We start from the raw sequence: 23,043 nt of genomic DNA on the forward strand, positions 1-23,043 counted from the left end.
CGGAAGAATTCTATTGTTTTTACACTAACCATTACCGGAATGAAACACCCTGTACCACCGGGTTTTTTACCAGGCCTAAGTCTCAAACAGTGCATTATTCTTGCCTGTCTGAGCGTAAGTGCTACGCCGTTGGCGAACGCAACGCCGATTTTTGCCCCACTGTATATTACCAATCGACAAGCGATCATCATTAGAGGTACCGTAAGCGACGGAAAAGACAATTTGCCCGGCGTGAACGTGGGAATTAAAGGGACTAACAAAGGCGTCACTACGGATGTAAATGGAGCATTTACGATCTCTGTACCTGACACCGACGTAACGCTCGTTTTCAGTTACATTGGTTACACAACGCAGGAAATCAACGTAGGAAATCTGACGACGCTGAACGTTACGTTGCAATCGGACTCGAAAGCACTCGACGAAGTAGTCGTCGTAGGCTATGGTACGCAGAAAAAAGTAAACCTGACGGGTGCCGTAGATCAGGTGACGAGTGAAGTACTCGACAACCGGGCCTTACCCAACCTGACGCAGGGTTTACAGGGGGTGATTCCCAACCTGAACCTGTTACCGGGTGATGGAAAACCCATTCAGTCGCCTGCGTACAACATTCGCGGTACGACCTCGATTGGTCAGGGCGGTAACGCACTGGTACTGATTGACGGCGTGGAAGGCGATCCCAGCCGACTCAACCCGAATGATATTGCCAGTGTTTCCGTCCTGAAAGATGCGGCTTCGGCAGCGATTTATGGAGCAAGAGCGGCTTTCGGAGTAGTACTGATCACGACGAAGAACCCAACGAAGGATAAGACGAGTCTGACGTACACCTTCAACCAGTCGATCAAGTCACCGACGACTCTGCCGGACTTTGTTACCGATGGTTACACCTTTGCCCGGATGTTCAACGAAAGCTGGTCGGCCTGGAACGATTACTCGCAGACGCCCCAGAACGTAAACAAAACGGTTCGTTTTTCGCCGGCGTATCTGGCAGAGTTCGAGCGTCGGGCGAATGATCCCAGCTTACCCAAAACCATCGTCAATTCCGCCGGTGAATACGAATATTATGAGAATACCGACTGGAACAAGCTGCTTTACAAAGACCGTACGAGTGCTCAGGAACACAACCTTTCGTTTTCGGGAAGTAGCGGCAAGTCAGACTTTTACATTACGGGACGGTATTTCAATCAGCCCGGTTTGTTTCGGTATAATTCTGATGACTACCGCGTCTATAACCTGCGGGCCAAAGGTTCAGTACAGGTATTCCCCTGGTTGAAAGTGACAAATAACGCCGATTATTCGTCGTTGAAATACCACAATCCGCTGAACGTGGGCGAAGGTGGGGGCATCTGGCGGAACATTCAGGATGAAGGCCATACGATGGCTCCGATGTTCAATCCCGATGGTACGCTGACGTATTCGGCCGCGTACAGTGTCGGTGATTTCTGGTACGGCAAAAACGGAATCGACATGGACCGCCGGGTGTTCCGGAATACGGTCAGTTTCGCGACGCAGTTTTTCAACGATCAGTTGCGGGTGAACGGAAACTTTACCTTCCAAAATACGGATAACAACGAACAGCGGTTGCGGGTACCCGTACCTTACAGCCGCCGACCGGGCGTAATTGAGTACGTGGGTACGACTACGAACGACATTCAGAACCTGAACCGGGAAACGGTGTATACGGCCTCCAACCTATACGCCGAGTATGAACCGCACTTGCTGAACAAGAATCATTACCTGAAAGCCCTGGTGGGTCTGAACAGCGAACAGTCAACTTTCAAGCGACTTGAAGCCGTTCGGAACGGATTGATTTCTGAGAATGCGACGGATATTAACCTGGCTCTGGGCCAATCGATTACGACGAGTGGGGGCTGGGAAAAATGGGCGATTCTAGGTGGTTTCTACCGACTCAATTATTCGTTTAAAGAACGGTATCTGCTGGAATTAAACGGTCGGTACGATGGCTCATCCAAGTTTCCGTCCAACCAGCGGTATGCCTTCTTCCCCTCCGTTTCGGCGGGCTGGCGGGTGGCCAACGAGTCCTTCTGGCACGTTTCACCTAAAGCCATTAGCGACCTGAAAATCCGGGCTTCGTATGGGTCACTCGGTAACGGAAACATCAGTTCCTACGCGTTTCAGGAACAGTTTGCCATTTCCCAATCAAACCGCGTGCTGGGCGGCGTACGGCCCCAGCAAACGCTGCAACCGGGCGTGATTCCGAATGGACTGACCTGGGAGACGTCTACGACGACAAACGTGGGAATCGACCTGGGCTTACTGTCCAACCGATTGACGCTGGTAGCCGATGCCTACACGCGGAAAACGACGGATATGTTCACCGTGGGCATGAGCTTACCTGCCGTCTTTGGCACTGACGTACCGAAAGGAAACTACGCTGATTTACGGACGAACGGTTGGGAGGCCATCGTTACCTGGCGGGATCAGTTTACGGTAGCTACCAAGCCACTGAACTACGAAATCCGCTTCAATGTGAGCGATTACCAGTCGACAATTCTGAAATACAACAACGAGAAGAAGTTACTGACGGATTATTACGCCGGTCAGAAGGTCGGTGAAATCTGGGGCTTCGAAACGGCGGGCTTTTTCACCTCAGCCACTGACGTAGCCGAATCGCCTAAGCAAACCCTATACAAGGCGTCCACGAGCGGCCAATACCTGCCCGGCGACATCAAATTCCGCGATCTGAACGGTGATGGGGTAATTAATAACGGGGACAATACCGTAGGAAACCCCGGTGACCGCCGCATCATCGGTAACTCTACGCCTCGGTACTCGTTTGGCGTTGCGGGGAATGCCAGTTGGAATAACTTCTTCGTTTCGCTGTTCTTCCAGGGCGTGGGCAAACGCGATTACTGGCCCGGAGCCGAAAACTCAAACTTCTGGGGACAGTACAATCGTCCGTACAACAAAATTCCGACCTGGCATCTGAATAACATCTGGTCGGAAGAAAACCCGAACGCGTATCTGCCCCGCTACCGGGGCTACACGTCCCAGAATGGCTCGGGCGTACTCAACCAGACGCAAACCAAGTACCTGCAAAACCTGGCGTATATCCGTCTGAAAAATATTCAGCTCGGTTACAACCTGCCTGCCCGCTGGATTCAGCGACTGGGCATGGAGACGGCCCGCGTGTATACGTCTGGAGAAAACCTCTGGAGCTGGTCGCCCTTCTACCGCATCACCCGGGATATGGACGTGGAAAATACGGGAGAATCGGACAGGGTATTAACCAACGGTGGAAATGGGAACGGTAACAACTACCCCATGCTGAAGAGCCTGACCTTCGGCCTTTCTGTAACTTTTTAAGCTTTCAAGAACAGGAATTCAGTACACGATTCAGTTAGTACTGAATTCCTGAAAACGATACTTTTCATGAGAAATCAAGTGTTGGGTATACTACTGGCGGGCGTGTTACTGGCCGGATGTAGTGATCTCGAACAAATGCCCCAGTCGACGGCCACGGGTTCCGTAGTTTTTGGCAGTGAAAACGGGCTGGCCCTGTACGCCAATTCCTTTTATACGACGGACGATAACCTGAAAATTCTACCCACCTCGGGCGACATCATCCGGGGCGATGCGTTAGCCGATTATTCGGCCCGTTCGCAGGTCGATGATTTTCTGCGGGAAGGTGCCTACGGTCCCCGGCAAAGTACGGGCTGGAACTGGCGACCGCTGCGGAACATCAATTACTTCCTGGAAAATAACACGAATCCCAATGTATCGGCGGAAACCCGGCGGCATTACAACGCCCTGGCTCGCTTTTTCCGGGCCTGGTTTTACTTTGATAAAGTGAAGCGTTTCGGGGATGTGCCCTGGTATGGAAAGACGCTGGCCATCGACAATCAGGAATTGTACAAAGCCCGCGATCCGCGGACGATGGTGATGGATTCCGTACTGGCTGATTTGAATTATGCTGCTGCGAATCTTCGGACGACTACGGATAATTCCCGCAGCCAGATTACTAAATCCATTGTGTACGGACTCAAATCCCGGATCTGTTTGTTCGAAGGAACTTTCCGCAAGTACCATACGAGCTACAACCTGCAAAATACCGCCAATAGCTGGCTGAGCGAAGCGGCTTCGGCGGCGGAAACGGTCATCAAAACGGGCGGCTTTACGCTTAACGAAGCGGGTGGTTCCGAAGCTTCGTATCGTCAGTTGTTCATTAGTACAACGCCGGTCACGAACGAAATCATGCTCTCCAGCGTGGCCGACGCGACGCTGAACGTCTTACACGATGCTAACTGGTGGTGGACGAGTGCCACCTACGGTTCCCGCGTGAGTTTCATCCGTACCTTCGTGAATACGTATCTCAACACGGATGGTACGCCGTTTACGTCCAAGGAAGGGTATCAGACCTTACCGTTTGCCGAGGAGGTTAAAAACCGGGATAAACGCTTGCAGCAAACCATTCGCATGGGTAATTACAAGCGAATCAACGGGAACGTACAGGAGCCCGCTCCGCCCGTATTCTCGTACACGTACACGGGATACCAGCCCATCAAATGGACGCTCGACGATGTTTTCTACGACGGTGGCTCACGTAATACCAACTCCATCTCACTGATGCGTTACGCCGAAATTCTGCTGAACTATGCCGAAGCCAAAGCCGAGCTGGGCACCTTTACCGACGCCGACTGGACTCTGACGGTGGGAGCCTTACGCAAACGGGCGGGCATCACGGCGGGACTAACGGCCAAACCAACCGTAGCCGATCCGTATCTGCAAACCAATTATTTTCCGGGTATTTCGGATGCAGCCTTGCTGGAAATCCGCCGGGAACGGGGGATTGAACTGGCCCTGGAAGGGTTCCGGTTTTATGACATTGTACGCTGGAATCGGGGATCCTTGATGGATCAGAAATGGAACGGTTTCTACGTACCGGCCCTGAATACGCCGCTGGATCTGAACAGCGATGGCATCAACGATGTATTATTTTATAAGGTAAGACCCGCAACGCAACTACCCGGCGTAACGTATATCAACGTGGCCGAAACGGTAAACGGCGTGGTCAATCCCCAACGCTTGTCCAACGATACCTCGGGCGAACTGACCTGGCTGAACAACATTCCACGTCGCTGGGAAGCAAAACATTACCTGTATCCCATTCCCGAAGCGGATCGTCAGATGAACCCGGCTCTGGGACAAAATCCGGGCTGGTAATCGGTGGTTCCCGGTTTTTGCTCGTAAGTTTACTTTCGTATTTGGCGGCCTCTGACTGAATCACGGCGGAGGCCGCTCCGTAATCTCTCTATGCAATGAAAAAAGTACTCTTTACCTTTCTGGCTGCGGTGTGTATGATCTCGGCCACGTTTGCTCAGAAAAACAACGCCATTACCGTGGCTTCCTACAACATTCGATACAACAATCCCGGCGATGGCGAAAATGCCTGGCCCAATCGTAAAGACAATCTGAAAGCTCAGGTTCGCTACCATGATTTCGATATCTTCGGGGTACAGGAAGCTCTGGTAGGTCAGTTGAAAGACATTGCCGAAGGCAGCGAATATACCTACTTCGGAGCAGGCCGTGACGACGGAAAAGAAGGGGGTGAACACTCCGCGATTTTCTACAAAAAAGACCGCTTCAAAGTACTGGACTCGGGAAATTTCTGGCTGAGCGAAACGCCCGAGAAACCCGGCAAGGGCTGGGATGCAACCTGCTGTAACCGTATCTGTTCCTGGGTGAAATTACAGGATCAGCAGACCAAAAAGCAGTTTTACTTTTTCAACGTACACTTTGATCATGAGGGCGTGGTTGCTCGTCGGGAATCGGGGAAATTGATGGTGAAAAAAATCAAGGAAATCGCCAAAGGAGCACCGACCATCTGTACGGGAGACTTCAACTCAACGCCCGAAACCGAGCAGATCAAGGAAATGCAGACCTTGCTGAATGATTCCCGCGAAGTAACTAAAATGCCGCCGTACGGTCCGGTAGGAACGTTCAATGCCTTTAAATTCGACGCTCCGATGAAAGACCGGATTGATTACGTCTTTACAAGCAAGTCCATTCAGGTACTCAGCTACGCTACCTTTAACCAATCCCTGAATCAGCGTTATTTCTCTGATCACCAGCCGGTGGTCGTGAAACTGGTGATTCAGTAACGCAAGGCACTAATTGATCGAACTTCCCGGAGCGATTCGGGAAGTTCTTTTTTTGCCGGAATTTCTGGTAAGGCAGCTTTATTCCCTTTCTTTGCGACGAACCTTAGTAACGGACGAATGAGTCATTCTGCGTACACCCCCAAGCAACTGGAAGACATGTTGGGACGCCATCGAAAAAAATGGCACGAAAAGAAAATTCTGCGGATCATTTATTCCGAGTGGTATCAGATGATTCTTAAGGATTTGAGTCCCGTATCCGGTCCGACTGTAGAGCTGGGGGGCGGGGGCGGTAATTTCAAGGAGTTCAAACCCGACGTCATCACCTCCGACATCGAGCCGCATCCCTGGATCGATCTGGTTTTCGATGCTCATCAGATGCCTTTTCAGACGGGGGAGGTGAGTAATCTGGTGATGGTGGACGTGTTGCACCATTTGTCCAATCCGGTCCATTTTCTGGAAGAAGCCTATCGGGTGTTACAGCCGGGCGGGCGTCTGATCATGCTGGAACCGTATCCGTCGCCGTTTTCGCTGCCCGTATACCGGAAGTTTCACCCCGAGCCTTTCATCATGGACGTCGATTATTTCAACAAAACCGGTATCGATCAGAAAGACCCCTGGGACGCTAATCAGGCTATCCCGTACCTGCTTTTTTACCGGGACCGAAAGAAATTCCAGGAGCAATTCAAAGGCCGTTTTCAGATCAAACAGCAAAACCGCTTAAGCTGCCTTCTGTACCCCGCTTCGGGTGGTTTCGAAAACAAATCTTTCATTCCCGACGGTCTGATTCCGCTATTCCAGTTTGTCGAAAAAATACTTACGCCGGTACGATCGTTGCTGGCCTTTCGGTGTTACGTGGTATTGGAAAAGAAGGGTAATTAATCGTTAAGGAATCGGTTGATAAACTTTATAAACCAAGGCTCCCCGGTGACTCAAAGCCAGAACTTTATGATAGTTGGGGTAAGAAGGAACCGTCTGATCGGGACTTAAAATCAGATAATCGTAACGTACCGGCAGGGGCTGGTTCATGTCAACGATCAATGAATTAGAGGCCTGTACGTCTTTTTCGAACAGAATCATGTGGAGCATGTGGTACTCGCTGACGAAGATCCGTTTCGGTGCGGTACGTACCAGTTGCCGGGCCAACTGCTGAGTGGTTCGGGACAAGTTTCCGGATCCTGGAAAATATAAATTGGAGATCGCATCCTGATACACGCGGAAGCTGTAGACGGAAAGCAGAAGGAGCCCGATCGCCATCCCGATCCAAAGGAGTTTTGGGGGTACATTCGCCCGTAAGAGTTGATACAGAAAATTACCCAAAGCCAAGCTCAGCCATACGCCCAAATACGTCCATACCCGACCTCCGGGAATAATGCCCTGCAACGCTACGACGATCATTCCCCCTAGGATTCCACACAGAAAAAGAATCGCCCAGGCGTTATCCGAAAATAGGTGAAAGAGTAGTCTGTTTCGATAGCGATAACCCACGATGATTATCGCTAGCAAAACAACAACGAAGGTGAGTTGCTGCCAGAAAAACAGGGCATGCCACCGCCTTAAAAAGGTCTTTTCATAAACGTTGGTAATAATTTCAAATACACTGAGCTTTTCAAAAAAACTATTGGCCTGAAAGAGTACATCCCAGCCATTGAATAAGAAGATGGGCAGGTACAAAAAGAAGATTCCCAAGCCAATGGCTAATCCTGTCCAGATGATTGCTGGCAAATGCTGATACAGGCGATTTTTCAGGAGTGTATACGCAATAAACAGAAGCAAACCCAGGAAGGTATAAATGTACACGGGAATCGCATAGGCCCCCAAAACCGTACAAAAAACCAGCAGATGCAGGTAAAAAGGCTGGAATGATTTCAACCAGGCTCGTACGCTAAAGGCCGAGAGTAAAGCCAATAAACTAATCAGGGTATAACCTCGTCCGTGGTGAGCAAATTGGCTGCTCAAGGGCAGGATCAGAACCGTCAGCGTGGTAAAGAGGCTGCAAAGCAATCCCCATTTTTTCAGGCTGTAAGTATACACCAACACTAAAGTCAGGAGAAAATAAACCAGCGAAACGCCACGAATCAAAACAAGTGGATTGATCAGGGACGTGTCGAGTAAAGCATTGATCAGGTTATAAAAAACGTGATTATTGCCCTTCTGATAGTAGACCAACGTGAGCAGGAATCCGGGTTTGCTACAGTTATAATACGAGTAGAGTTCATCAATGTAAGGAGCGTACTGAGTCAGGTAATAGATCCATCGGAAAATAGCCAGAGCGAGTATTCCCAGTAAAAAAAGAGTACTGAATTGATGCTGTAGAAAAACGGTACGCAGGGCAAGAAGATGAGTCGTTGCTGTATGAATAAAGCTAATGAAGGAAAAATTCAGCTTCTTTAGGCAGAAAAGAAAAGCCACCAGAGTTACGAGTCCGTAACCGAAGAAAAATAAAGAAAAATGGGTATACCGATCTTGCGTTAAGTCCAGAGGAAGCAAATGAATGGCCGGGACATCTGCATACCGAGTGAGTATCCAGCAGATGGCCTGCGGGTACGAATAATCGCTGGTAAGTTTATAGAGGAAAGCAGAAAGACTGACAAAAAAAAACAAAATTCCTAAATCCCAGCGGGTGATCTTTACTAGAGGGGAAGCTTGTTGCATTATGTTTGAATGGAACTACGTCATAAAAAAATGAATCCCTAAATTAAGTAGTTACGCTTAACTTAGGGACTCGTTTTTAATGAAAAAGGTATTATTTCTTCTTCTGATCTTTCGCCCAGGAGTCTTTCAGCCCTACGGTACGGTTAAAAATCAGACGATCTTCCGTCGAATCCGTATCCAGGCAGAAATAGCCTTTCCGCAGAAACTGATACGCTTTACCGCTGGCATCCCGCAGACTAGGTTCGGCAAAGGCCTGTACCACTTGCAGTGAATTTGGGTTCAGGTGATCTTTGAAATCGCCTGCTGCTTCCGCTAAATCTTCTACCTGGAACAGACGGTCGTACAAGCGAACTTCTACAGGTACCGCATCCGCCGCATTAACCCAGTGAATGGTGCCTTGTACTTTCAAACCGGAAGTATCCGAACCGGATTTACTTTCGGGAATATAAGTACAGTGCAGTTCCGTCACTTTGCCTTCGGCGTCTTTCACCACCTCGTTGCATTCGATGATGTATGCTCCTTTCAGGCGTACGCGGTTTCCGGGAGCCAACCGGAAGAATTTCTTCGGTGGGTTTTCCATGAAATCTTCACGTTCAACCAGAATTTCGCGGGAGAACGTGACAGCCCGATTGCCTTCTTCAGGGTTCTCGGGATTGTTTTCGATGGAAAGTTCCTCCGTTTGTCCCTCGGCATAGTTCGTGATGACTACTTTGATCGGATCGGGATCGAGTACGACCATCACTCGCGTGGCCGTTTTGTTCAGCTGTTCGCGTACGCAAAATTCCAGTAAGCCGACATCGATCAGGTTATCACGTTTGGCTACGCCGATGCGTTCGCAGAAATCGCGAATGGCTTCGGGCGTATAGCCCCGACGACGAGCACCCGAAAGTGTTGGCATTCGCGGGTCGTCCCAGCCTGCTACGTGTCCTTCTTCCACTAATTGCTTGAGTTTACGCTTGCTCATGACCGTATAGGTCAGGTTTAGACGGGCAAACTCGTACTGGTGGGAGGGGAAAATTTCCAGCTTATTAATAAACCAGTCGTACAACGGACGGTGCGGAATGAATTCCAGCGTACAGATCGAATGGGTAATGTTTTCAATCGAATCCGATTGCCCGTGGGCAAAATCGTACATTGGATAGATGCACCATTCGTTGCCCGTCCGGTGGTGATGGGCGTGTTTAATACGGTAAATCACCGGATCGCGGAAGTGCATGTTGGGCGAAGCCATGTCGATTTTGGCCCGCAGTACCCGACTGCCATCCGGAAATTCGCCGGCTTTCATTCGCTCAAATAGATCCAGGTTTTCCTCGATTGAACGATGCCGGAACGGGCTTTCCTGACCGGGTTCGGTAGGGGTACCTTTCTGGCTGGCAATGGCCTCTGGCGTAGAATCATCCACGTAAGCCAGGCCCATCTGGATCAATTTTTTTGCGAACTCGTACAGCTGAGCGAAATAGTCGGAAGCGTACAGTTCAGCGGCCCAGTCGAAGCCAAGCCAGCGAACGTCTGCCTTAATAGAATCTACGTATTCGGTATCCTCCGTAATGGGATTGGTATCGTCAAAGCGTAAATTGGTTTGTCCTCCGTATTTTTGGGCTAGTCCAAAATTCAGGCAAATGCTTTTGGCGTGACCCAGGTGTAGATACCCGTTTGGTTCGGGTGGAAAACGCGTCAGGACACGGCCTCCGTTTTTATTTTCACGGAGATCGTTTTCAACAATTTCTTCTAAGAAATTTAGGGACTTAACTTCTTTGGTCTCTTCCGTCATACTCGGTGCGGCTCGTTTGGAAAGGCGAAAATAAAAACCTTCCTGTAATTTAATATGAAAAGGGTCATCACTATCCCTGATTTTCGTGAAATGATGACAATTTTTTAACCTGTTACCTTTGTCCTGCTAACAAAAAATTAGTCATTTCGGCTCGTTAATCCTCAACTTCTATGAAAAATATTCTTGTCGCGGTTGATTTTACCGAAAATTCACGGCCTGCTCTCGAATCAGCCATTTTTCTGGCCTCCAAAAGCGGAGCAACGTTGCATGTGTTGCATACGTATCTGCCGGTTTACCCCATGACCGAAACCGTAAGCGGTCCGCCCGTGACGGTGGAATGGGAGGAAACCTATCGGCTGTCCGCTCAGACCCAACTGGATACTCTGACCGAAGAAATGCGGGGGCGGGGCCTGGCTCCGGAAATCTACCTCGAACTTGGCCCCGTAGGGCCCGTAGTGAAAGACATGGTGCAATCTCACGCCATTGATCTGGTCGTTCTGGGTCGGAGTGAATCCGATAGTTGGCTGTCAGACTTATTTGGCAGTACTGCTACGCAGTTGGTGAATGATTTGACCGTACCTCTGCTGATGGTGCCTTCGGAGTTTTCGCAACGCGGATTTACCAGGATTGCCTACGCTACCCAGCTTGAATTTACGGAAACGCACGTACTGAAGGATTTGTATCGCTGGGCCGATTACATGGGAGCGACGGTACAGATCATCAACGTGCAGGCCGATCACGAACCCAGCATTAACTCCGATGAAGAGCTAATGAACGAAATTCGAACGGCGTTTCCCGATCGGCATACTACGGTATTACAACGGAAAGCGGACTCCGTGGAAGACGGTATTCAGGAGCTGCTGCACGATACAGAAGCCGATTTACTGGTGATGAGCTCACACCACCGGAATCTGTTTACGCAGATCGTGAATCCCAGTAAGTCTAAAAAGTTATTGCTGCATAGCCCAGTGCCTACACTGATTTTCCCGCTGGGCCGACTGGATTAATGGTGTTCTGTATAAAAAGCAAGAAGTCCGAAGCGGTACCGCTTCGGACTTCTTACTTTTTATACAGAATATCAGCGAACGATAACCACACGACCCGTTGCTTTAAAAGCCGGATCAATGATCGGATAGGTTTGTCCGTTCTGGCTCAATTTCAGTCGGTAGATATACGTGCCGGGCGGAAGGCGGTTGCCTGATGGTCGGTACCGTTCCAGAAATACTCGTTGGTTCCTACTCGCAGCGGCTGGCTTTCGTTGCTAAGTACGCGTAGCAATTGTCCCTGCATACTCATGATCTCAACCGTCATGGCATCGGGGAGACTGTCGCCCGTCAGTACCAGATGGAAGCGGGTATACAGCTCCAGCGGGTTCGGGCTAACCAGAAACTGCTGAAGTCCCGTTTCCGCCTTGACCTGGAAACGAATGGCGTAAGGCAAAGCTCCGGCATTGTTACCAGCCACATCACTCCCCTGGGCCTGGAAGAAATACGTGCCCTCGGCCAGGTTTTTAGGCTGGTAGGTAACCCGTACTTCATTACCGGCCAGCGTATCCCATTTCATAGCCGGGTTTTTGTAGGAAAGGCGTTGTAACGCACCTTCCGGTTTTTGCCAGTATAAATCGATTCCCACGGTATCCTTCTTGATTGCGTATTTATTCGAATCTTTCACACGAACGACAATCACGGGATTCGCCGAAACGTAGTCTCCTTCGCGGATCGTTCGGCCATCAAACGTCACTTCCAGCGTGGGTGCCGTGCGGTCGGCCTGCACGTTCAGAGCAAACGTAACGGTGTTGTTGGTATAACTTACTTCAGGTAACACCTGTGGATTGACACTAATCGAAAGACGATTTTCTCCGGCCTGCAAATTCCGGTACGTCAGCGACAGGGGAATCGACTTGGCGGCGGCTACCCGGTATTGTTTCGTAGTGGTAACACTGGCGGCGGCATTCGTGAGGGTTTCGGTAACCAGCAGTGAATCCGTAAAGGTAGCCGTGCTGAGTACATTGAAATTCAGAGCCTGCGTAAAGGAAGCCCCTTCTTCCAGTGTCAGCGGTAGTGTGGACAGGTACGAAGTACGTCCCTGTACGTACAAGGCTCCTTCAGGAACGCCCTGATACGAAACCAGCCAGCGTTTCAGTTGTGGAGCCGTAGGACCACTGATTTTTTCCCGTAATCGCAAATACGGATATTGCCTGGCGTCAATCTTGCTGATGTCAATCAGCGTTGACGTAAGATTAGTAATTAGCAGCGTTTCATTGCCACGGGCATCTACCCCGTACACGTCGAGCGAAGACTTCTGCTGAGCGTTTTTGGTGACCTGCTGGCGAATGGCACCCCAGCGAGTGGTAGGACCAATCAGCGAAGAAGTCAGCACACCCGACGTCGCCGAGCCCGAAAAATCCCAGCGGCCGTTCCGCAACAGTACCTGATCGGTCAGTACGTTTTCGAACTGGTTTGACTGGCTTTGAGCCCAGCCGTCTTCCACCCCTTTGATGTACGTGAATGAATACGTAGACCACTGGTTGGTACCACTTACGGCCTGATCGGCATCGCGTACCCGCCAGTAATAGACGGTGCTGTCAGAAGCAAGCAGAGCTACTTTCCAGCCTTCGACATTGCTGGAAGGCAACGTCGTTGTTTTCTTGAACGTACTGGTGAAGGCCGCCGACGTATCCAGTTCGAAAAGGATATTTCCCGCAGTTACGCTGGCATTCGTTGGCGTATAGTCCGCCATCAGACGAGCCGTCGGAGCACCGTTTTCCTGCGTTCCTACAATGGCAAAATCGTGCGGCAATACGGGCCGGGCTAACGAACCGGGCAGGGCGAGGCTAATGAATGCTTTGTTGTTCTGTTTGTTTAATTCATCAATCTGATTGGCCGCGTCGATCGTCACATCAAAGCGGTTGGTTCCACCACTGTTTGCGGCATTGGTTACGGTGAAGTACAGCGTATCCTGATAGGCAACCGGAGCGTATCGACGCGAACCCAGGTCAATTTCGCGGCCATTAGAAAGTGTCCGCTTCAGGCTGATGGTAAAAGGTTTAACCAGATTCCGACCCAGGTTACTGACCACCATTCCTACGCGGAACGAATCCGCACTGGCTACGACCTCTTTTCCATCAAAACCTTTCAGAAACAGGCCAGAGTTCGTAACGGCGTAATCGGGTTTGGTATAAGGGAAGGGAACAATAGCAGGATCGCCCTGAAGGACAAATTGTTGAGAATGTCCTAAAGCCATTTCACCCGGATAAGCTTTGAGATAACTACGGATGGTCGTGAGCAGGGAACTACCAAAGGATTTGCCCAGACCTAATTCGTTTTTGAACATCTGTTCGTAGAGGGTCGTAGAATAGCCGTTCAAATAGGTAGGGAACCCACTAAAACTGGTGGCAAGAGCCAGAATTGCTCCCCGATCGGCTGTATTTACCCAGTCGGAACTGAGTGGTATGGCCGCCAGGTTGTTATCGAAAATGTTGCCGGCATCACAACCATTAATAATCATAATGGGATACTTTCCTTTGTTCCGATAGCCGAGTGACTCATTCGTCACATATCCTACATCGATGTCCGAGATTTGAGCTGCGGCGTGACCGAAAAAAGTAATGAAGCCCAGGCCTTGATTGACGGAGCTGGAGATGTTGATAAACTCAACCGGATCATCCGTTTTTTTAGAAGTAATGGATACTTTTCCGCCTAGATTATTCTTTTCAGCAATCGTTTTGTAGTTCTCAACGTAGTTGCGAAATAAGTTGAGTTCTCCAGTAGTTTTACCACCACTCAGGTGAAGGAAGGATTTACGCCACAATGCGGGTTCCTGCCGTTCATATTCTTTGACTTTATTTAGATAGGCTAATACTTCTTCCGGCTTGGTTACGCTCAAACGGCCCACCGGAACGCCCGGAATATCCTTTTCACCCGTCAGACCTTCAACGGTAACCCAATCGGATCCCGGCCAGCCGCCCGCAGGTACGAGGTTATTCTGGTAGAAATCAGGAATAAAACGGTAAAACTGAGGAGCCAGAGCTTTGCCAATCAGGAACAGGTGCTCGGGTTTGCCATGTTGAATCATGTAATCCGCAAAGTGGCGAACAGCCACGCCACTACGCTCACCGTAGTTAAACTGATCGGCTAAAAAGTCAATATCGACAACCAGTGTATCGTGTTTACCACCCGCTGCTGATGCTCGGTAGGTGGCGTATTCTTTGACAATATCTGCATAACCCCCTGCAGGTTTCTGCAGACGTTTATTCGTAACAATGAGGTAGTTGCTTTTAGCCGGATCAATCTTGCGGAAGCCGGTCGGTTTGATAGTAGCTACATTCTTTAATTGTCGATTCACCCAGAGACTACGTCCAGAGCTGGTTTGTGAAATGACAGCTGATAAAACACCATTCGTCAGCGTACCTGTAATACGACGTATCTGGTCGGGTTGGGTAATGTCGTAAATCTGATCGGTTGCGGAGGCGGAACCAAGCTGAACAAACGAAGTGCCTGTAGTATTGGCTCGTAAACGGAACGTTTTACCCGTATTCACTCCCTGCAGCGTCAGGGCTTGCGGGTACGAAAGTTGCGTGTAAACCACGTAGTTATATTCATTATCGAAAGAACCCTTGGTAGAAGCAACCGTTAAAACGTGTGATTGAGCTGACAAATCACTCCAGTCGAGGTCGGCCTTGAATAGCTGAAGATCGTAATTTTTGAAATCGATTGTTCCCAAAAGTCGGTTTTGGGTCGAGCTGGTTCCTCCTCGGATCTCAAGTTTATGGGGATCGGGTGTACCTCCGTAGATTGACAGCTCCAATTTAGGTTTGTCCCCTGCGGTATAGGGATTGGTAAGGGAAAAGGTATAGCTTTTACTTTGCCCGTTATTGATCCTTGCGTCGGTATAGCCTTTGCCTACTTCATAAGAGCTAATCGTCATTCCTGAAAGGTACCGTACGCCAATTGGATACGTAGGCCCCACGGGATAACCCGCTTTAAACAACAGAAGCTCATCCTGCCAGTGAAAGGGTTCCGCCTGCAAGGTTCCGGGAGCCTGTGCTGCCACCGTTTCCATTCGTTTTCCGGGCTGACTGTCCAGTCGGTAGGTTAAATAGTAGTACGTTGTATCACTGAATAAACTTACTTTCGGATTGGTTTGAAGCTTCGGATCCCGGTACAAAGAAGCATCCCGACTACCGTCATTGGGAACACCGTAAAATTCAACGTAATCGTTGCTGTCAAACTTGCCATCTTCCTGTCCACTAACCGTTATAGCTTGCTCCGTACCTTGTTTAAAAAGTTGATAGGAAACGGGGTTCTTTTCAACAGGAAAACCGGCTTGCCGTAGCTGGTCATAAGGAATACGATAAACGCCTTTTTCCCAGACCGGAATTTTAAAATACGTTTGTTCGTAGTTAATCCATTCATTCCCAAATCGGCCCTGCTGAGCATGACTTCGACTAAATAGGAGCAAGCCAATAAAAAGAATATATAAAGTATAACGGTTGGCTAACATAAAGGTGAATTATAGATTAGGGATAATAAGCTGGAATAAAGTACGCAATTTAAACAATTCTTTGGGTAGTAAATTAGTCAGCGGAATCATTATAAAAAATAGTAATACCGGTCGTTTTACTTTTTCCCAGTACCGGGCTTGTAAGGGTGAGGAAAGCCAGTCCAGGGCAGCCAGACATCCAAGCAGGGTAGTGGGAGCGAGGAGTCGATAATTTAAGGGATCAAACGGACTAATCAAGCGTAAGAAGGTAATGATCAGGCCATACACTCCTCCCACGTAAAGGTATATACCAGCTCTGGAAAGGTTGAACGTCGTCCCTTTCCAGGAATAAACATTAAAGATGTAAATGAAAAGAGCCAGCTCTATCAATAGACTTACCCAGAGCAAGGGGTCATCTACGGCAGCGTCCCGCAGTACTATAAATTCATTGAACCATCCCTGAGCTATTCCACCCAGGAGAGCAGGTAAAGGCTCGGTTTCCACGAAACGTGCTCCACCCCATAGTGAATCGCCCTGCCAGAGATTTACTCCAAAATACAAGCCATAGCCCACTGCTAACGTAGAGAACATACGTAAGGACCATTGAGCCTGTAGATGTAGTCGGTTCTGCTGAAAATACACGGTTGCAATTGCCAGACTCACACCCACAAAGCCGCCCATGTAACGTACTAAAAAGGCAGCGTAGCTTAAGCCAAGAAAGGCAAAAGAGTTGGCCGCCTCATGCGTCCAGTGGCGGTAAAGTTGCAGGCAGACTAAAACCAGAATGACGATGAATAAGGTTTCCGACCAGGTGTAAATAGCCATCTTCGTTAGATAACCCAGGGCCGAACCCAGCACGTATGCCCGGTTACCGTAGGTTCGGTGTAATACATACAGGAGCCCATAAATAGCAAGGAGATTAACCAGTTTGGACGCCCACAAAAGAGATACTGGCAGCAGCCAATGAACGAAGGCAATAAAGGCCGAATAGCCCAGGGGCCAGAGAGTATTCCAGCCACCGTGCCATTGGTACCCTTCTCCGCTCGATAAAGCCAAGGCTGATTCGAGATAAGCGTACGAATCAGGTGTGCACCCCTGGTCAGGGACGAAGCGGAGGCCTTCGCAAATCAGCAAACTGTAAAAAGCTGCCAAAGCCAGTAGCTTACACAGGGGAGAAAAAACGAGCTTCATGACAGATACATCCTTCTGAAGAGAACATTTTTAAATCTTCTTTGGAAAAACTTCTCGACCGTATGGTGAAAAAGGTAGGCAAAGGCGATACATACCACAACCCCCAGCATTAAAATAACCAGGCGGGATTCTATGCTTGCATAATAGCGGCTGGCTAAATGGGTGAAACGGGTACCAATGGGTAAGTGGGTTAAAAACAAGGCATACGAAATCTGACCCAGGAACCGGGGCAGGCGAAGCGGTAGTCGAAAAACAATAGCGAAAAAAGCGAACAGGACGCCCAGCAAATGGATGAGATCAGATCGGTGGGTGTAGACCGAAATACATAGCAGGGCAGAAAACGTCCACCAAAACGTCGAGGGTACCAGGGCCGTACGGTGTCGTTGCCACGCTAAAATTCCCAAGGCATATAAGGAGCAGTCATGAAATACGGAAAGATGATTATCCGTGAAGAAGCCTAAACTGGACAGTAGCACCAGTCCGACGCTTTGCCCAGTGGGAGAGGCTCTGAAAAAAGAAGGTGCGGCTAACCCTATCAACAGATAAAACTGCCACTCTACAAACAAGGTCCAGTACGAGGCATTCAGAAAAGGGTAATCAAACAAAGAGTTGATATGTACCAAGTTGGTGAAAATGACGGGTACGTTGAGCTGAAAGGCAGAACCCGCATACGTTGGAGCTATGGAAGAAAGGTAGTTGAGAAAAACGACCAGGAATACGGAAAGTATAAAGGCAGGTTCTAAACGTAAGTAGCGTCGTTTCAGGAATGAGCCAAGGTGACGCCACTGGTATGGGTGATCAGATAAGGATTGAATAATGACATAACCGCTAATGACACGAAAGACCAGCACATTAAATGGATTGTGATACAGGAGTCTTACAAATACAGATTCTGGAGAAAATAACTGATCTGTGCCCAGATGCAATACGCAGATCGACAGCGAAGCTATTGCCCGAAGAGCATCAATATTCTGTAGTCGCTGGGTTGATGTCATGCTGGCAAAAATAGAATGTTTTCCTGAAAAGAGAGCTTTTAGTACTCACTTCCATCTCATCCCGTATTTGAGCCATTCTTACTATATATAAACTACGATAAAATTTATTTTGCCAACTACCTTGCATAACAAAGTACCTGCTATTACTTTTGTTTCAGAAACCGGATTAGGCTTCGGGACGAATAGCCTGCTCAGTCCACTTGATCAAGGAATGAAATGAGCTCTTCCCGAACCTGTTTAAACATTACGCGAAATGAACCTGGAAAATGCTCAAGTGCAAATGCGGAAGGGAATCCTGGAATACTGCATTCTGCACATCATCTCGCGGGGAGAGGTTTACGCCTCTACGATGCTAGAGGAGCTGACTGCGGCCAAAATCATGGTCGTAGAAGGTACTCTCTACCCGCTTCTTACCCGCCTCAAAAACTCGGGTTTGCTGGATTATAAATGGGTAGAGTCTTCTTCCGGGCCCCCACGAAAATATTATATCCTGACTGAAAGCGGTCGCCAGTTCCTGTCTCAGCTACAGACTACCTGGGAAGAACTTCAGTTTTCAGTAAATGAAATTGTGGCGAAAGAATCGAAGGGCGAATAAGACCGACGGCGTACCCCGTTCCTGTCTGCTATCATGCTAACATTCAGTCATTGAACCAATGAAAAAGACCATATCCATCACCATTGCGGGAGTTGTTTTCTACATCGAAGAAGACGGCTACGACCGCCTGCAAGGCTATCTGGAGTCCATTAAACGCTATTTTTCTTCGTACGAAGGCAGTGCCGAAATCATCGAGGACATTGAAGCCCGTATCGCCGAAAAATTCTACGAGAAGGTCAAAAAAGACGAAAAACGGGCCATCACTTCCGAGGATGTCGAGGAGCTGATTCAGGCCATGGGTACCGTAGCCGATTTTGAAGCCTTGGAAGAGGATGAAGATTTCGGTACGCCCAAAACCTCGTCGCAGTCCACGTACACGACGGCAGGACCGGCTCAAACGACGGTTCCCCCCGTTCAGAAACGCCTGTACCGGGATACCAAACGTAAAGTCCTGGGAGGCGTATGTTCCGGGATTGCACACTACCTCAACGTCGATCCACTCTGGGTTCGGCTGGCGGCTCTGGTGCTGTTCATTGGTACGCCCGTCTTTGGTGGCATGTCCGGCTTGGGCGACGTTTTTGGCCCCCTCAGTGGTATTATCTTTATTATCTACATAGCCTGCTGGGTATCGTTCCCCGGTAATGCTAACCTGGAAGAAGATGAAAAATTACGGAAACTCTACCGTGATCCCGAAAAAAAGGCCTTAGGTGGGGTTGCCGCTGGGGTTGCTGCCTACACAGGTTGGGATCTGGGAATCATTCGCTTTGTATGGGTACTGAGTATTCTGCTGTTTGGCTCAGGGCTTATTCTGTACTTCGTTCTTTGGATCATTACGCCACAGGCCAAGACCCTCACGGATCGCATGAAAATGCAGGGGGAGCCTATTACGCTTACCAATATTGAAACCAATATCAAGAAGACGCTGAACGTAGAAAATCAGCCCATAGAAAGTACGGCTACGAAGATTCTGCTGTTCCCTTTCCGGGCTATTGCGGCCATCTTCGAGGGTTTAGGACCGTTTTTTAACTTCCTGTTCGTACTTATTCGCATTGCCGCTGGAGTGATGCTGATTGTCATCAGTTTATCGTTTATTCTGGGCCTGGTAGTAACCCTGGGCATTGCTCTGGGCCTTTCCGGACTCGACCACTCGCGTATGGGCATGGATATTCCCGTGGGTTTGCTGAGTGATGCTTCGCCCTGGATGTTCGTGTTCAGCTTTTTGGGACTGGTTGCTCCGGCTATTGCCTTGGGTGTCGCTGGATTGTCTTTACTAGGTCGGCAGAATTACTTCCGGCCCGTGGTTTGGCAAACGCTACTGGGCGTCTTTCTGATCGGTACCATTGGTTCGTCGGTGATGATTCCACAGTACGTGTCCAATTTTTCCCGACGCGGAACGGTTGAAAAAACGACGTTTTTGCCCACGGCTCAAACGCCTGTATTCGACATGAACGACGACGATTATGACGAGCATCGCAACGGTAGCCTAAGCATGGAAGCCTACGACGGCACGGAAATTAAACTGATCGAAGAATTTTCCAGCCGTGGCCAGAGCCGGAAAGATGCCGAACGGTTAGCGTCGCAAATCACGCATAAAGTCAGTCAGCGGGATTCCATCATTGTCTTTGATCAGTATTTTGATCTACCCGAAGGCACGCCGTTCCGGGCACAGGAACTCCGGATGAAATTGTACATCCCGTACGAAAAAACCTTCAGTATGTCGGAGCGTTTCGCCCAGTACGTAACCAACGTATTCCCCCGGCAGCTTTTCGACGAAAATCAGTTTGAAGGTTCTCTCTGGCAATACACGCGGGATGGCGAGCTGATTTGCCTGAACCGTAACGTTCCGCAGCAAGAAGAATCCTACAACGAAGATGAAAATGACCATTCGTACGAAAGCCAAATCGGCAGAGGTACGCCTCAGGAATATAACCTGGATGGCTTTTCCAAACTGGATATTTCCGGTGGATACGCCGTCGAAGTGAAACGTGGAAGCAGTTACAAAGTGACGGTGTACGCTGAAAATGAACGCCAGCTCGATGATATAAACGTACGGGTTTCGGGAAATACGCTGGTAATAAACCGGAAAAACCGACTTGGATTTGGCTTCCGCAACCGGCGTCAAAGCATTCGGATTGAAATGCCGGAGCTGGAAAACGTAGAATTTACCGGAGCCGTATCGGCCATCGTGAAAGGCTTTGATAATGTCGGCGACATTGAACTGGCGGGAGCTTCCAAAGCCACGTTCTCGGGACTTAACGCCGAGAAAATGGAAGTAACGGTACACGGAGCTGCGGGCCTTACGTTACTGGGTTCAGCTCAGATACTCAAGGCGGATGTTTCCGGAGCTTCACAGTTAGAAGCTTTCTCACTCAAAGCAAATGAAGTAGAAGTAGATGCTTCCGGGGCCTCTAAAGCTCATGTCATGGCTAATACCATTCTGAATGCCACGGCTTCCGGAGCCAGCCGGATTCAATACAAAGGCAACGCGAAAGTGGAAGAAAACCATTCAGGGGGCAGCTCAATAGACCGCGAAGAGTAACATTCCAAATTCAGAATACAGGTAAAACCCTGCTTCGGTTCGATGGCCGAGGCAGGGTTTTTTCGTTACTTGCCCAGATTATCAACCAGGCATTTACAGGACAGAAGCCGAAAATTCTGGACGTAGTAGCGGCCCTTTTAACTCGAAATATAATCATGAAACTTTTTACCGTAGAGCAGATACGCCAGTGGGATGCGTATACGATCGCGAATGAACCCATTACTTCGGTGGATTTAATGGAACGGGCTGCGGCGGCTTTTACCGAATGGTTGCTGCGTACGGGACTGGCCGAGACACACCGGGAAATTTTCATTCTCTGCGGTATGGGTAATAATGGTGGAGATGGGCTGGCCATTGCCCGACTCCTGCATCAGGCGGGGTATCGGCCTCACGTATATGTGGTTCGCCATTCCGAACGCAGTTCAGACGACTTCAATGTCAATCTGCAACGCTACGAATCACTAGCTAGTGTACAGTGGCTGAGCGATCAGCAAGCCCTGCCTCTAAGCCAAACGAGCGTAATTATTGACGCTCTGCTAGGTTCTGGTCTGACCCGACCCGCTTCGGGCTTACTGGCTCATACCATTCAGCAAATCAATACTAGTAAGGCAGAAGTAATCTCTGTAGATATTGCTTCGGGTCTTTTTGCCGATCAGGCTAATGGAGCGGATGACGTCATCGTACAGCCTTCGCATACGGTAAGTTTCCAGGTACCGAAATTAGCTTTTCTTCAACCTAAGAATACCTTGTACGTAGGCAAATGGCATCTGGTAGACATTGGATTGAGTCAAGCGTACGCCGAACAAACGCCTAGTCCGTATTTCTATACCGATACCCGGGCTGTACCCGAGCTCCCGGATCGCGATTCGTTTTCCAATAAAGGAACGTTCGGACACGCTTTGTTGATGGCTGGTAGTTACGGTAAAATTGGAGCCGCCGTACTGGCTTCACGGTCCTGCCTGCGGAGTGGGGTCGGATTACTAACGGTTCAGGTGCCCCAGTGCGGTTATATGATTATCCAGACTTCCGTGCCGGAGGCAATGTGCCTGACGGACGAGCACGAAACGGAATTATCGCAATTGCATGAGTTGAGCAAGTATTCGGCGGTCGGCATTGGTCCTGGTATGGGGCAGTCGGAGCGAAACCAGCATGTACTCCGCCAATTCATTACCCAGGCTCAGGATATTCCCTGCGTGATCGACGCGGATGCTCTCAACATGCTGTCGCAGGAGCGGGATTTGTTAGAACAACTACCACCCAAAACAATCCTGACGCCCCATCCGAAAGAGTTTGAACGCCTATTAGGTAAACCCTGGAAAGATGATTACGAAAAACTACAATTGCTTCAGGATTTTAGTACTCGCTACCGGGTAGTGGTAGTACTGAAAGGTCAGCATACGGTCGTAGCCTCGCCCGATGGCGAATTTCATTTTAATTCCACGGGTAATGCCGGAATGGCAACGGGCGGTACGGGCGATGTCCTGACGGGAGTACTGACCGCCTTACTAGCTCAAAAACTGGAACCCAAAGAAGCGGCTATTCTGGGGGTATACCGTCACGGTGAGGCTGGCGATCGAGCCGCTGCCCGTCGGGGAATGGTTGCTCTCACTGCCGGGGATGTAATCGATGGATTACGGTGGTGAATCGTAGGTTTCTGATTAATAGCCTTTTATGATCTTTTCAGAGGCATGAAAAGAGAT

Annotated in this window: 13 protein-coding genes; 8 read left to right on the forward strand and 5 right to left on the reverse strand. The window is 49.4% G+C overall.

Annotated elements, in window-relative coordinates:
- The first annotated feature begins 39 nt into the window (after positions 1-39).
- The 4 genes from BWI97_RS16255 to BWI97_RS16270 all read left to right on the forward strand — a co-directional run bounded on the left by BWI97_RS16255 (position 40) and on the right by BWI97_RS16270 (position 6,998).
- The gene (locus BWI97_RS16255) at positions 40-3,324 is read left to right on the forward strand and encodes a TonB-dependent receptor (RefSeq protein ID WP_102201843.1); all 3,285 of its coding nucleotides are present in this window, start codon (positions 40-42) and stop codon (positions 3,322-3,324) included.
- A gap of 66 nt (positions 3,325-3,390) precedes the next feature.
- Positions 3,391-5,181, forward strand: coding sequence for a RagB/SusD family nutrient uptake outer membrane protein (locus BWI97_RS16260; protein ID WP_102201845.1), 1,791 nt, complete (start codon positions 3,391-3,393; stop codon positions 5,179-5,181).
- Positions 5,182-5,276: 95 nt separating this feature from the next.
- Complete coding sequence (locus BWI97_RS16265; protein WP_102201847.1) at positions 5,277-6,119, forward strand: endonuclease/exonuclease/phosphatase family protein; 843 nt, start codon at positions 5,277-5,279, stop codon at positions 6,117-6,119.
- 117 nt (positions 6,120-6,236) lie between these two features.
- Positions 6,237-6,998 carry a class I SAM-dependent methyltransferase gene (locus tag BWI97_RS16270; protein ID WP_102201849.1) on the forward strand — a complete coding sequence of 254 codons (762 nt, stop codon included), beginning with the start codon at positions 6,237-6,239 and terminating at the stop codon, positions 6,996-6,998.
- Positions 6,999-7,001: 3 nt separating this feature from the next.
- On the opposite strand, the gene BWI97_RS16275 is transcribed toward BWI97_RS16270, so the two are convergent.
- Positions 7,002-8,771: a hypothetical protein gene (locus BWI97_RS16275; RefSeq protein ID WP_102201851.1), complete on the reverse strand. Its 1,770-nt coding sequence runs from the start codon at positions 8,769-8,771 to the stop codon at positions 7,002-7,004.
- A 91-nt stretch (positions 8,772-8,862) separates the two neighbouring features.
- A complete protein-coding gene (locus BWI97_RS16280; protein WP_094808202.1) occupies positions 8,863-10,542 on the reverse strand; it encodes a glutamine--tRNA ligase/YqeY domain fusion protein in 1,680 nt (559 codons plus the stop codon).
- 170 nt (positions 10,543-10,712) lie between these two features.
- Between BWI97_RS16280 and BWI97_RS16285 the strand changes: the two genes are divergently transcribed.
- On the forward strand, positions 10,713-11,549 hold the full coding sequence (locus BWI97_RS16285; RefSeq protein WP_094808203.1) for a universal stress protein: 837 nt from the start codon (positions 10,713-10,715) through the stop codon (positions 11,547-11,549).
- 151 nt (positions 11,550-11,700) lie between these two features.
- Here the strand turns inward: BWI97_RS16285 and BWI97_RS16290 are convergent, their stop codons facing one another.
- From BWI97_RS16290 to BWI97_RS16300, 3 genes are read right to left on the reverse strand one after another with little or no spacing between them, the layout of a single operon-like run.
- Positions 11,701-16,044 carry a C25 family cysteine peptidase gene (locus BWI97_RS16290; protein WP_102201853.1) on the reverse strand — a complete coding sequence of 1,448 codons (4,344 nt, stop codon included), beginning with the start codon at positions 16,042-16,044 and terminating at the stop codon, positions 11,701-11,703.
- Between the two features lie 9 nt (positions 16,045-16,053).
- The gene (locus BWI97_RS16295; RefSeq protein ID WP_102201855.1) at positions 16,054-17,214 is read right to left on the reverse strand and encodes a hypothetical protein; all 1,161 of its coding nucleotides are present in this window, start codon (positions 17,212-17,214) and stop codon (positions 16,054-16,056) included.
- On the reverse strand, positions 17,211-18,209 hold the full coding sequence (locus BWI97_RS16300) for an acyltransferase (RefSeq protein WP_102201857.1): 999 nt from the start codon (positions 18,207-18,209) through the stop codon (positions 17,211-17,213). Before BWI97_RS16300 ends, BWI97_RS16295 begins: the two co-directional genes overlap by 4 nt.
- Positions 18,210-18,462: 253 nt before the next feature.
- Between BWI97_RS16300 and BWI97_RS16305 the strand changes: the two genes are divergently transcribed.
- The 3 genes from BWI97_RS16305 (at position 18,463) to BWI97_RS16315 (ending at position 22,986) form a co-directional block, all read left to right on the forward strand.
- Positions 18,463-18,804: a PadR family transcriptional regulator gene (locus tag BWI97_RS16305; protein ID WP_094811767.1), complete on the forward strand. Its 342-nt coding sequence runs from the start codon at positions 18,463-18,465 to the stop codon at positions 18,802-18,804.
- Positions 18,805-18,862: 58 nt separating this feature from the next.
- Positions 18,863-21,343, forward strand: coding sequence for a PspC domain-containing protein (locus BWI97_RS16310; protein ID WP_102201859.1), 2,481 nt, complete (start codon positions 18,863-18,865; stop codon positions 21,341-21,343).
- Positions 21,344-21,498: 155 nt separating this feature from the next.
- Positions 21,499-22,986, forward strand: coding sequence for an NAD(P)H-hydrate dehydratase (locus tag BWI97_RS16315; RefSeq protein WP_102201861.1), 1,488 nt, complete (start codon positions 21,499-21,501; stop codon positions 22,984-22,986).
- The last annotated feature ends 57 nt before the right edge of the window (positions 22,987-23,043 follow it).

It is taken from the genome of Siphonobacter sp. BAB-5405 (assembly GCF_002872335.1).
Classification (GTDB): Bacteria; Bacteroidota; Bacteroidia; order Cytophagales; family Spirosomataceae; genus Siphonobacter.